This window comes from Neobacillus sp. DFD-2R, assembly GCF_057747865.1.
In genome coordinates this window covers 2079140-2092566 of sequence record NZ_CM173228.1, presented here as the reverse complement: position 1 = coordinate 2092566, position 13427 = coordinate 2079140, and the positions used below count along the sequence as shown (strand labels likewise).

Here is a 13427-nt window from a genome sequence, read left to right as displayed (position 1 = left end):
CCTGCCGAAATTAATTATTTATGAGATAATGAAGAAATCTCTGCTTTGTTGGGCTTAATTTTGATTGATCAAGATAATCTCTGTTACTGTTGCTCCATTCCTCATAACTTTCTTCATCCAGAGGAGTTTCTTCATCTTCATCTTTCAAAAGGTAAATTTGGTCTGTTATCCATAATTCTTCTAGTGGATGCTTGCGTTCAATAATGAAAATTTCAAGAGGCTCTTGTTCAGGATTCTCACCGAAGCCATGCCAAGTCTCCGATTTCTTCCTAACTTCTATAGCTTCTTTAACGGCTTCCTCTTGCTCTTTAATTTCAGCTAATAGTTGTTGTGGGAACTTATCAAATGTGTTCATAAAAGATTCCTCCTAGATTTATTTCTCACAATATGTTTATATACTGGTCGTGAAAAACGTAAATGATAACTGGAAAAAATTATAACTTTTTGTAAAATAATAGAATAAAAAATAAATTTCATAATAGGTTGACCAAGCATAAGCCTGATCAAAAATCTGGCATGCTACCATCAGCAAGGTTTACTCCTGGGGTAGCAGTTGTTAGACTACTGAACCCCGTGCCATTCGTAGATATTGAAGAATTATTATTTTTATTTTTTACCTCGTCTAACTGTTTAGCCCTAAGCTGTTTTGCAGTAGCAATCTCAGTTGGGTTATATGCATTTGCGTCGATGAAAGGAGTATCTCCAGCAACAATTTCCATGAAGTTAACATAGTTTTTATTTGTATTTGAAGATACAGATAAGCTTGTGTCACCAAAGCCTTGATTTTGTTGAGTTGTTTCAGACTGTTCAACGCAGTTGTTAAGTTGATAGATTAATCGACCAGTGGTACCAGGAAAATATAGATTTTGAAATGGAGTATATATGTTAGAGCCAATGATTACATTTTTAAGTTCGATGATTTCTTCTTGGTATCCAACAGTAAACCCTTTAACGTAATAATCACCAGTAGGTGAACCATCTACACTTAATTTTGGGGTGTATGACTCAACAATAGTTTCGATAGAAGCAAGAGCTTTATCAGGTTGGTTATTGGCTTGTAATCGAGTGAAATACATACCCCTGATTTCGTTGAAGCTAGTAATACTGCCTTGATTGTTGTTGTACTCACATAATTTTAATGCGCCTGTTACCTTAATACGATCAAGCTCACGATACTCGTTCATGACTGTCAATACGCCTTGATATAATTTAGAAGACTCCATAACAAAGACTCTAATAATTTGCTCGTGAAACCTGTTAACGATTTTAGTTTGAACAACTAGTTTACCAGTAATATAATTTTTATTTGCTGTACTTGTTTTAATTTCGAGCTCCTTAGATATAAGAGTACCGATTACTTCTACATTGTTATTTAATTGACGTAATTGATTGTTTTCCATTTTGAATAACCTCCAGGTTTGTTTGTTTTCTTGCTACGAGGTTGTTATATTGTCCACGGTAGATTTGTAAATCAAAGAAGAAAAAATAAGCCTTTAGTCTCGGAAATACGAATTACTAATCAATTTTATAAGAATTTGAACTCATACAAAATCCATAATTTGCAAAAAACTCCATCTCGATGTCCACCATAGAAGGACAGACTATTTTTGAAGAAAGCAAAAAAAAGAGACCGAAGTCTCTCCTGATTAATTTCTTTCCGAATAAAAGAAAGCTGAACTATGCTGTTTGTTGTTCGTATTCTTCTAAACTCAGAGCTGCCAACCTTTCAATCTTCCTCCTTTTGGATAACCACCATTTAGCAAAATATAAAATTAAAATTAAATCACAATTGGTGTCCAATTATATTTTATAGCCGCTACACTGTCGATTTTCTAAACCATCTATTATAAAGTATTTTGGTATAAATTGCAGTAATTTAAGATCGTAATGATTTATTGGAACAATAGAAGTCTCTTAATTCCATTGTTTCTAGAAATTCTGTGCAATTTCTGTGCAGTCTTTATCAATGAATATTAATTGAGATGGGGGAAGGGTGTGTTTTATTTTACTTATTTCGGTGACACAATTCCATATGTCAAGAGTGTATGTGGTATCACTATGGGGTGCTACTTGAGTTCACAATGTCGCATCCAGTTATTTGTTATAACAATCGCTTTTGAATCTTATTCCAATGCCTTTTAATCTGTCGATAAATAATACTATCTATGTCGTCAATTTCAGCAAAAACTCCATGTGCCTTTTTACAGTAAGAAATGAAATTTCCATAGCCCTTATATCTGTTTCCAAGGTGTGTATATAGTGAATATAATTTTTTTCTACCAACAGTTCTTCCTTTGAGACTGCTTGCTATATTAACTGATAATATTTTCTTAAATGTTCTATGGTAATACTTAAACAAGCTTTTTTCTCGTATTTTTACGGTAGCTCCATCAAATACAAATCCAAGATAATCCATTTTGCTTTCTTTTAGGGATTCGGTATCTGTGAAAATCTTTTTATTATTATAATAAAGAGAACTTGTTTTCCCTTTTCCTATGGTTACTTTGTTATTCTCTACAACTTGTTTGATAAAATCTAATACTTCTGTTTTCACAGTTTTTTAATTTTGTTTTTCTTTCGTTTTCTTTTAGAAAGGCCAGTAGCTTGACATGGAGCCTCTGCGGGCATAATTCTTCTGCCAAGAAGCCAGCCTATTAATCAGTTTGCATCGCTAATCGAGGCTATCATGCCCGCCACTCCTAATCAAGCCGGTACTTTGAATTTGATACAGCACCTTAAACCCGAATTTCCTTAATTACCAATACGAGCAAAACAGTCTAGCTTTGTTACGACCAGCATATCACCTTCTTTTAAAAGTGAAAGAACTTTTTTAAACTCAGGCCTATATTCTTTATTCCAGTGAATTTTTCCGATATATTTTGCCACAGACAATCAGAGATTTTACCTTAATCCTTATATTATCGGCATAATTTTGCTTCTTTCAAAATTTTTTATTCTTTGTCCTTAAAAAGTACACTTTTAGGATTATATCTAGTTAAAAAAGTATAGAATTGTACAAGTAATTCATCATTTTATTATTGGATAAAACTTCTGAGTTATTTTGTTTTTAACAAGAGGTGTTTAAGAGATATTTTTATGAATACAAAAAAACAATGATAAATCAAGCTCGACTAAAGAAATAGCAGGATTTGTAATATCATCTTATAAAATCCAAGTTAAAATTGAAGGGGAAAAATATGACCGATAATCTCACGAAAGCCCAGAGAAGAAAAAATATGCAGGCTATCAAATCAATATCAAAGATTGAGGACCTTATTACTGCCCAACTATGGAAAAAAGGTTTTAGATTTAGACGAAATGTTAAATCGTTGTATGGAAAACCAGATATAGCAATTAAAAAATATAAATTAGTTATATTTATTGACTCATGTTTTTGGCATTCTTGTCCTATTCATGGTATTATGCCTAAAAGCAAGCAATACCGATTATTGGGAGAAAAAACTTCTAAGAAATAAGAATAGAGATATGGAAGTAAATTTATTCTACCAAGATAAAGGATGGTTTCTTTTACGGATTTGGGAGCATGAAATTAAAAATGATTTAGGTGCCACAGTTGAAAAAATTATTAAGGAAATTAAAAAGCTCAAACTAGAAGGTGAATTCTAACAATAAGTTTTTCTTTCTAAAAAAAGAATACTTACCTTAAAGAAAAGGTAAGCAGCCTTACAATAGTATTGTGATAACACTAAACCATATTACTCAGGACAACTGCCGATTCTTTAATAAAACCATTCCAACAGTCTTCTTTTTTCGCCCATTGTGTAACGTTTTGATCACCAGCGGATTCTCTTAAATAATTTAAAGTATTACCAGCAATTACTCTTACAATATCTTCCCACTTTGTAGAAAGCGCTTGTTGTCGCCAAACTTCCATTAAATCTATTTCTTTTCCGTATAAATAATTTAGCATAGCTACAGTATAGTAAATTACATTTGCTCTATAACCTTTTAAATTCATACTTTCAACTATCTTAGTAACAAATGCATTAATAATTCTTCTTGCAATAAGCCGCTTGTAATAGTTGTTATCAATATTGAGGATACTTTTCGTCACTTCACCTTCATCATTCGTAACGGAACTTTGTTTCCAATATTGGCTATTTAAATCCATAAAGCGTTTAAAAGCTTCTTCTCCACCTTTACTAGATACATGAGGATTGCCTTCCCACGACATAAAATATTTTGCCATCTCTACTTTTGTTATTACATTTTCTTTTGGATACATTTTTTTAAAAGCAGTTTGTTCTTTTCCTTTGGAACGCCTACTAATATCAACCATATATTGTCCACGCGCACGTTCAAAATACCACTTTGACTCCTCTTTGCGATTATCTTGTGTTGGAATCCAGACGTTACGAGAAAGTTTTTCTATATCGGACATAAAACGCGTATTTGCAAGCAAATCTGATTTATTGATTTTATTTTGGGTATTTGCATACTCCGAAATTTTTGCTATCATTTCATCTTCAAGTGCATGGCGATCCATTTGAACATGGTCATTCTCTAATTCTTCCCGAACGTTTATAATAGTCAATTTTGCTTGTAAATAAACCCCTGCTAAATCAACATCATTTTTATAGGCTTGATGTATAGATGCAGTTGTTTGGCCGCCATTAACAATCTGCCAACTTGTTAATGTGTTAATATTATAAAGACTTGATTCCCCAATTTGTTTAATATCCCCTGCTTTTGCAACACTTGAGATTCCGTTATTATAAGCAACAAATAATTCACGTTGCCTCTCATCTTTAAGAGTATCTCGGATTCCTTTATTCGTTCCACCGCGAGCTTGTAAAAAAGAACGAACATTCCGTTCTACTAATTTTGGTCCCCAATCATCATAAAGTTTAGCTAAAAGTTTTGCTGAGATAACACCGACATAGCAATCGATTAGACCACTTTCAGCATTACTGGGGACGTGCATCATTTGCAGTGCCCCGCCATATTCCGATTCAAAATTAATATCAAATTCTCTTATACCTTGCTCTGCTTCAGATAGTTTAAAAATACGATCCATATCCCAAACATGTACATTTACTGTTTCTACACCAGGTATATTTAAATCAATTGGCTTATTTGATAGATAAAACTTACTTGTAATCACATAAATATTTACTTCTTCAATTTCATCTTTTTTATCTATTATCAATTTCGCTAAATCAAAATATTCCATTGAACGATCCGCTAATTGCAGAATTGTTTCCGCATTAGTAAAGAATCTCTTCGCTTTATTCGCGAACTCCTTTAAGGATGTCATACTAGCAACCGGCAATTGTTCTTCTTCGAAAAACGGCTCATATTCTACTACGTACAAGTTTAAAGTATTAATATCTTCTTGATATAAATAACCATTAAGTTGAATCTTCGACTCTTTTTTGCCGAAATAAACAATCGCTGGCTCATCTTCAGAGTTTATAAAAGGTAAAACTTCCTGTATAAAAGGTGTTTGTCTACTACCTGATACTCGCCCCTTTTGTTCAACAGTGTCAATCAATTCACAAAAAAAATCTAGCTTTCTTTTGGTTTCATTCATTATGAATCATCCTTAATTATTCAAATTGAATACATCTTCTAACGGAACCTTAAAACTTTTACAATGTGACAAATCAATTGAATATGAAACATTAGTAATTCCGGTAGGTAAGTTTTTTGAAGTTAGTTTAGGAAATTCTTCAGCTGCATCGAATGCTAATTCCTCATGTACAAAGAAGTAGTTTTTATCATACTCTTCTCCCGTTACACTAATTGATTGTAGCAAATCCACAAATTTTACCGCTAAAGAAGGTGCTCGATTAATAAGCTGTTCTTCTATTGTTTCAATCATATTTCGAAGTGACTTACCTGTTGACCCATTTGCTTCCACTTTTAGTACATATAGAAACAATTTATCGATAACGGGATTAAGCTCTAATTGCTTTTCATTCGAGATTTTAATTTCATCTCTTATTTTAGGTGCAACGGTTTTAATTTCAACTCCGCTATTCTTACTAACAAAATCAATTCGGTTTTTTAGCGGGCCCTTCCAATCTTTAATAATCAAAGGTGGCTCCTGGGGAAAAAATTCAAGCCATCTATTAATATAATAAAGCTCGCCAAATAACCCCATCTCTTCTTCAATTGTTAATTTGGTATCCCATTTTCTCTTAAAGAAATTATGCCAACGATCTAAAACTTCATAAATTACTGAATAAAGTGGCAATTCTTCTTCAATCAAAATATGATCTACTAAATTTTGTAAAACTCGTTCAAAAATCTCTTCGCTATCCTCTACAATTTGTGAAATTACTAAGAAGTTTTTTTCTTTTAACGGACCAATTTGCGAAAAATATTCTTGCCCTATGTCAATACCTCGCCATTTTGGAAATGATTTCAATTGTTCTTCATCCCAATTTTCACTTGTAATATCGATATAAATACGCCGCTGTAAATTAAGTAAATCAAGCCCGATTAATAAAAATGGTTCTTGAAAGTAGATTGGCTCTAAGCGATAAATATCATCTGATTCCTCATTTTTTGACTGCTCAATAAGAAACTTGAATTTTTCTGAGATATTAATCATTAGAACCATCCCTTCCAACTGTATTATTGTAAATATAAGCTCCTTCTTTCTTTGTTCTTTCACTTGAATCAACATCTGATATTTCTACAAGATCTGGAAATGAGAATGCTAACCCAATGGGCACAAGATTCTCATTAAAATCTATATTTAATTTCCTAAAAGATTTGACTTGCGGGTGTAATGGATAAACCAAAAGTAGTGGGTTATCATTAGCTCTTAGCTCTATATTTGCTTTTTTATCGGGAGTTCGATTTTCAATATCAATAAACTCTTGATTTTCTGCGACAATAGCACCTAAGTCTACAACACCGATCCTTTTACTTTTATCCTGATCAATACTACGAATTACCGCACTTTCAATCTGTATCTTACCTAAATTTACTTTCCATTGAGTAATCCCATTATCAATTGCTTTCTTACGGTTTAATGTAGTCTTGGTCACATCCACAACAGCGACATTAAATTTTTGTAAAAAGTTTTTTTTATTCATGTTGCAAATATAATCTGCAATTTTTTTGCTATTAACAATTCGTGCTGAAGAAAGAGTTCTGTATTTTTTCAAGAAATCAATAATAATCTGACTGGGAATATTTTTAGCAATATGATATTTAGTGCCATTAATAGCCGTTTTAAATTGTTGTTCTATATTATTAATTAATTGAACCGTAGCCTCCATATTATTTATAAAGAATTCCTTGTTTTTATCAAAGCTACGTGTTTGTTGCATAGTGCCTGTATAAGAAATAGGCGACTCAGCCGTACCCATTTTTGCTGGACTCGTAACTGTCATGGTTTTATGTGTTTTCATTTTAACTGCGTATTCTTCAGGTGTCACACCATCTTTTACAAATTTTTCAAACTCTTCTCTTAACTCACTCATGACAACAGCAAGATATTCGAAATTCTCCGCAATGTCTTCACTTGTATATATTCGACATAGGTCCATATATCCGTTACGGAAGCCAAACCAACGCCCCATTTGCATTAGTGTGTCATACATAGAACTACCACGATAATAATATGAAATCGTTAAGCCTTCTAAGGTTAAACCGCGTGAGAGTTTATTTCCGCCAATTGCTATAACATATAGCCCATTTTCTTTGTATTTATCATACTCAAGAGCATCTTCACTCTCTCCGTTAATTTCCATCACTTCAATCTTGCCTGCTACAACTTTAATTTGTTTATAAATTTCTTCCCATGCAAATTCACCAAATTTTTTTGAAGGTTCGAAGCTTTTTTGCACCTCAATAAAATCTTCTTCATATAGTTCTTGTAGCTTTGGTATATATTCACTTTTTGGATTGTACAGAAGATCATTTGATAATTTTTTATAAAACTCTTTTATAACGCCACATATTGAGTCTTGAACATCTGTAAGTCTGGATGTATGGATTAACATTGAATTATGCTCGCCAATCTGACCTCTTAAATTCCTTATTGCAACTGAAAGTAGAAAGGCTAGTATTGCTTCCTGCATGGACTTAGGAACTTCTGTAAATAGACCCGCATCATCTTTTGTTCTCAATTTATCTAGTATAGTAATATCATTTGAGCTTAAGTGCCTAATAAACATCGGTTTATTGTCCTCTGTATAACCCGTTGTATTGAAGTATTCATCAGGTCCACTATACCCATCTGGTTTAGGCAATGCAATTACAAAATCTTTTGGATATAAATCCTTTCCTATCTCATCATGGTTTACATCAGCTTTAATTAGTAGATTGGCAAAAGGCGTGGCTGTATAGCCAACATATGATTTTTGATTAAATAGACTCAACAATTCTCTAATAGACTGATTAATTTTAGTAGGATTGTCAGTATTTTTTCCAGAAGCGTCAACACTAGCTTGGTCTGCCTCATCATCTACGATTAAAACTGGTGGACTCATCTCTGAATGCTTAATACTATTTCTTAATAAGTCAATTAATGTAGGAAGTACATCTTTTTGCTTCTTTACAACTAGTAAAATTGGCTTATCTAAATTTTTAATACCGATTGCATTACTAGTAGAAATGTCATCCTGTACCGTAGTCCAAGTCTCGATTTGCGTGCCGCCTGTTTTAACAAGTGCAACACCCTGTTTTTCACCAGTGATGCTATCAACAGAACCAATTACCTCTTTTCCTAATCGTAATTGCGTTTGAGAACGTAAATCATTATGCATACCAGCCAAAACAATTACTAATTTGTAGCCTACATCAAATGCTTTGTTGATTAACCCTGTAAAATTCGCTGTCTTTCCTGATTGTACATGCCCTAAAACTAATCCTCTTTTATCAAATGTTTGTCTACTTTTAGGATTTCCGATACTTTTTAAAATTTCATTAGTAGTAACATCAATAGTTTCTACTGTATCACGTGCCCATTCCTTATTCTCTATTAGATATTTTTCATATCTAGGCCAAAAATAAGAGTATGTCGGATGGGTATCCTCAAACCAAGGTATGTTTTCATTACTTCTAATTGAACTTGCTTTACGTACATTTATAGAAATATATTTTGTATAAGCCTCTAAAGATAAGCTTTCCAAATCCTTTTTATTTAAATTAGCATAAGACTTTAGTACCTTTTCTTGAGCTTTTTCCATTGCAGATTCTAATGGTTTATCAAAGCCAAGATTTTTAAATGATGTATATAAATTATCTACTATTTCCAAATATTCCTCACGTATTACTTGATACATTTGTGTTCACTTCTTTCTCAATGATGTTTTTTATTGTTTTAATTTCAATACCCTCAAATCCAGCCATCATTGAAATCGTCTCAGAAACTTTACCAATATCTATATCAAAACCAGTACTAAATAAAATTTCCGCATAATCGATTACCAATTTCCTGGATTTTTCATCAATTTGCTGCTCATCTTTTTTGGCCATATTGGAAGTCTTTAAAAGGTTATTTGGTGAACCTAATTCTACCAATTTAAGGTATAAGTTAATTTTTTTTCGTACATCTGTATCAACAGCTTTAAGGATTTCATTTAAAACGGGATGTGTTCTATTTAAGACGTAAGAACTATTTATGTCATCCGTTGCAAGCTCCCAAGTATTTAAGGTACCTTTTATTCTCCCGCCTGTTCGAGTAGCTTTTGTACGATATAACATTATTTCTTGTGATACTTGTCTATAATATTTCGCAATCCCATATAAATCTTGTTTTGCATCATCGGGAATAGTAATTGTAGATTTCTTTATATCAATTTTCCAGTCATCATCTGCATCATTCGTAAATTCGATTTTAATTCTAACGAGTTCTGACGCGATGTCCTTAGGAAACATGCCAAACCAATCACCAAAACTTACCATGCGATTTTCTCTATATATATAAAAGCCTTGCTGATCGTTCCATCCTTTTACTCCACCAGCATATTTAAAATCCACTTGATTAAAAGTAGTTGGATGAGGTAATACATACGGGGTAATTCTAACTAACTTTTTGTTTACTCTAATAACCTGCTCTTCTCCTTCAATCCGTCTTGGATTTCCTTCTAAAAATGGATTCCAAGGGTATAAAGTGTTGCCATTAATCGTGATTATTAAGCCTTTCTCTAGCATCACATGAAAAACCATTTCTAAATATTTTTGTGTACGCTTTACTTTGGAATAATAACTGTCTTGTTTCAAAACTTTATGAGTACCAAAGCCACAAAATCGGTCCAGTTTATCTATAAAAACAATCGTTCCGCTATTTCCCTCTAGTTGTCCGATTTTATCTCTTATTTCACTAGGAATCGATTTATACAGGAGCCATTCATTTTTATCACTAACGTAATCTAAATCCCAACAGCGTTCAGAAATTATTCCATCCTTTTTTGTAAAAACACATAATCGTTTCCCCATAGAAAATGACGCCGTTTTTAATCCCATTCCAAATCGTCCCAGCTCTTCCTTAGCTCTCCGTTCTCTGGGGTCCTTTGAGCCTATTGTCATAGCTTTTTGCAATTCTGCGTCTGACATTCCTATTCCGTTATCTTCTATTCTTATAAAACCATTTCCCATATCATATTCGAATTCTATATGGATATAATTTGTTTTTGCGTCAACACTATTATCAACTATATCAGCAATTGCTGTTTGTGAATTATAACCAATACTTCTAAGAGCTTGAATCACAGGAGCAGCAGAGGGTCGTGTATTAATTGTATCCATATTTCCCCCTAGTTTTTTTACTTTTTTTTACTTTATATTATTCTAACAAATTGACAAAGAAAAAACAGCAATCCATTACAAATAGATTGCTGCTTTAGTAGTAGTAAAAAATTCATCTTTTAGAAATTGGTTGGGTTCTTCTCCTAAATAATACAAAATTTGTTCAGCCATTGCTCTAGCCATTAAAGGAGGGACTGCATTACCGATTTGTTGATATTGCTTATCCTTTGTTCCTTTAAATATATAATTATCTTTAAAAGATTGTAATCTGGCTGCTTCTCTTATACTTAATGCAATTGCTTTTGTAGGATGTTGCCACATAGATTTTCGAACATTAATGACTGTGGGTGAAGGGGCGTCATAATCTAACCTTAGATAGACGGTATTTTGAGTTCTAGAAGCATCCGTGTAAGAAAGTTCTTGAAGCTCTGTCGATAAACTATGGAAATTTTTCCCTTCATTTTTCTTTATCTCTTCAAATCTTTGTTTACTCAGTGTCTCACTGTCTGTATTGATATGGTTATAAATAATATTTTCTTTCATATCTGAGCGATAGTAATTTTGCATCACCGTTTTATTTAACTTGACATTATATAACAACTGATTTTCTTCGACATTCTTTGTAGGATCAATACTTTCTAAATCACTAATTGCATCTCTTACAGTAAAATCTATTTCAGTATATTTTTCTGGAAATTTAATTTCAACAAAATTTGTACAGTTTGATTTTACACCTAATATCATAAACCTTTGACGCTTTTGTGGAACAAAATAGTGATTAGAATGCACAATTCCTTCTTCTAAATTGTACCCTAAATACTTAAATAATTTTTTTAGATAAACTACTATGTTATAGGATTTGACTGCTACAACAACTTTTAACTTTGTATCTCCAACTACTTTAGGATCTTCAAGTTTTAAAATTTTTTCATCTTCAATTTCTTTCAGATACCTTAACAACTGATTAATTTCAATTAAACCCTGAAGATTGTTTAACATTTTTTTGTTGTCAGTATTCCCACAGTTAACAATCTCTTTAAATGTATTAATTGCTGTATTCACTATATCTTTCATTTTTTCTTCAGTATTCAATTCACCAAATTCATATCTTGAAAGAGAATCAATAACTTGTTGAATCTCTAATAATTCTTTCTTTTCCTTAACTGAAGTTGGATTATAAATTTTTGTTTTCTTTAGCTTTCGGACTACAATTCTAATTCTTGAAAACTCAATTTCACTTGTGATGAGAGGTGTAACATGTTTCATTTTTATAATTCTATGGATTAAATCTTTATATTCCGTTTTATCTGTTTCAAGTAGAATTAACTCATCATCTTTCCAAAACGGATCCTCACAATCATTTATTTTCTGTAAATGTTGTTCAGAGCTATAAGCATAAATTTTATCATCTATATGCTCTGTAACAAAGAATTTATGCGTAGCCGAATTCATTGTTTTAACATTCTCCATTAGAAAAGCTACAGGTCTTACTTCATCAATGGCACGTGCATACTCTTTAACTAGTTGATTATTACCTGAAATTAAATAATTCTTTTGTCTATTTGCATTTGAAAAACCTTGGCATGGTGGCCCACCAATTACTACCGTTTTTAAAGGATCTCTTCCTTTTTCTTTCATAAATTTCTTGAAGTTAATGTCACTAATATTACTTATTTCACTATCCTCAGGTTTAATTATTATATTTTCGTTACCTTCATGATTATTAATATAAGTCTCAATAGCTTCTTTGTTAATTTCTACGGCCCCAACTATTTGGAATTTTCCTGTTTGTTGAAATCCGTTACTTAAGCCACCTGCACCTGCAAATAGATCTATTAGATGATATTTTTCTTCACTTACATTCAAATCTCTCGCCCCTATATAAAACCTTATACAAGCAGCATATAACATCCAGCTGCAGATTACAATGATTAAGCGAACATATTTGCCCATTATTTATATTACCATAATTATTTTATCTCATATTCATATTCCATTAATTAACAATTGTAATCAGCAATCACTAATAAATCGGTATGTGATTAGGCTAGAAATTGCAAATAATTTGATTTACAAATATATTCATCTTCTTTATCTTCCTGATTCGTTTGTTATTCTTATACTTTACTGTCCAATAGTTCAAAAAAACAAAACACTTTAATGATTTTACTTAAAATTAAACTTCAATTTCATACGACATGTTTATATCAATCTGGGCCCCATTTTATATTGATAGCAAAATGAGAAAAGGCTCAACCTTTAAAGGGGATGAGCCGTTTTAATTAATTTCTTATTAGCTATCTGTTTTTGTGAAAAAGTGTGCAATTTGACCAGGTTCTTAACTAAATAATGTGATTATAAAAAGAGGTAACACAAGCAATTGTTTACATTTCTACATGGAGCAGTAATAGGTAAGCTTCTTATTATTTTTAAATGTAGTGAAACATTAAAAAACTGTTTAAAATTAAACAACTTCAGTAAATTTATTATTTTCATTTCGCAGTAGCTATTAACTCCTTTTTCTTTGAGTCTCAATTGAAATATCAAGTATGGAACAAATTCTCTGTTTCTCTTATAATTTGTTTTAAACATGTATAAATGGTCTATTATTAAACCTCTTAAAGACTATATCCAATTAAATTTTTATTTTTAAGTTCCTGCTTGAAACCCCCTACTTCTTGAAAAGGCATATATTG

The 13427-nt window shown here is 31.9% G+C and carries 9 protein-coding genes and 1 pseudogene; 1 reads left to right on the top strand and 9 read right to left on the bottom strand.

The features are described from left to right. Positions 1-10: 10 nt before the first annotated feature. The 4 genes from AC3ANV_RS10505 to AC3ANV_RS10490 form a co-directional block, all read right to left on the bottom strand. Positions 11-355 carry a hypothetical protein gene (locus tag AC3ANV_RS10505; protein ID WP_488313550.1) on the bottom strand — a complete coding sequence of 115 codons (345 nt, stop codon included), beginning with the start codon at positions 353-355 and terminating at the stop codon, positions 11-13. A 148-nt stretch (positions 356-503) separates the two neighbouring features. Next, positions 504-1400, bottom strand: a complete 897-nt coding sequence (locus tag AC3ANV_RS10500) for a hypothetical protein (protein ID WP_488313549.1) — start codon at positions 1398-1400, stop codon at positions 504-506. A gap of 701 nt (positions 1401-2101) precedes the next feature. Further along, positions 2102-2554, bottom strand: a complete 453-nt coding sequence (locus AC3ANV_RS10495) for a hypothetical protein (protein ID WP_488313548.1) — start codon at positions 2552-2554, stop codon at positions 2102-2104. Positions 2555-2751: 197 nt separating this feature from the next. Continuing rightward, the gene (locus AC3ANV_RS10490) at positions 2752-2886 is read right to left on the bottom strand and encodes a recombinase family protein (RefSeq protein WP_488314181.1); all 135 of its coding nucleotides are present in this window, start codon (positions 2884-2886) and stop codon (positions 2752-2754) included. A 311-nt stretch (positions 2887-3197) separates the two neighbouring features. Here AC3ANV_RS10490 and AC3ANV_RS10485 point away from each other — a divergent pair. After that, positions 3198-3627, top strand: a pseudogene (locus AC3ANV_RS10485) (very short patch repair endonuclease). Between the two features lie 79 nt (positions 3628-3706). On the opposite strand, the gene AC3ANV_RS10480 reads toward AC3ANV_RS10485, so the two are convergent. The 5 genes from AC3ANV_RS10480 to AC3ANV_RS10460 all read right to left on the bottom strand — a co-directional run bounded on the left by AC3ANV_RS10480 (position 3707) and on the right by AC3ANV_RS10460 (position 12642). Beyond that, entirely contained in the window at positions 3707-5554 is a 1848-nt protein-coding gene (locus AC3ANV_RS10480; protein WP_488313547.1) for an AIPR family protein, read from the bottom strand. Between the two features lie 12 nt (positions 5555-5566). After that, positions 5567-6580 carry a PD-(D/E)XK motif protein gene (locus AC3ANV_RS10475; RefSeq protein ID WP_488313546.1) on the bottom strand — a complete coding sequence of 338 codons (1014 nt, stop codon included), beginning with the start codon at positions 6578-6580 and terminating at the stop codon, positions 5567-5569. Further along, positions 6573-9266, bottom strand: a complete 2694-nt coding sequence (locus AC3ANV_RS10470; RefSeq protein WP_488313545.1) for a Z1 domain-containing protein — start codon at positions 9264-9266, stop codon at positions 6573-6575. Before AC3ANV_RS10470 ends, AC3ANV_RS10475 begins: the two co-directional genes overlap by 8 nt. Then, entirely contained in the window at positions 9247-10731 is a 1485-nt protein-coding gene (locus AC3ANV_RS10465) for an ATP-binding protein (RefSeq protein WP_488313544.1), read from the bottom strand. The genes AC3ANV_RS10470 and AC3ANV_RS10465 overlap by 20 nt, the downstream gene beginning before the upstream one ends. 75 nt (positions 10732-10806) lie before the next feature. Beyond that, the gene (locus AC3ANV_RS10460; RefSeq protein ID WP_488314180.1) at positions 10807-12642 is read right to left on the bottom strand and encodes a DNA cytosine methyltransferase; all 1836 of its coding nucleotides are present in this window, start codon (positions 12640-12642) and stop codon (positions 10807-10809) included. Positions 12643-13427 lie beyond the last annotated feature (785 nt).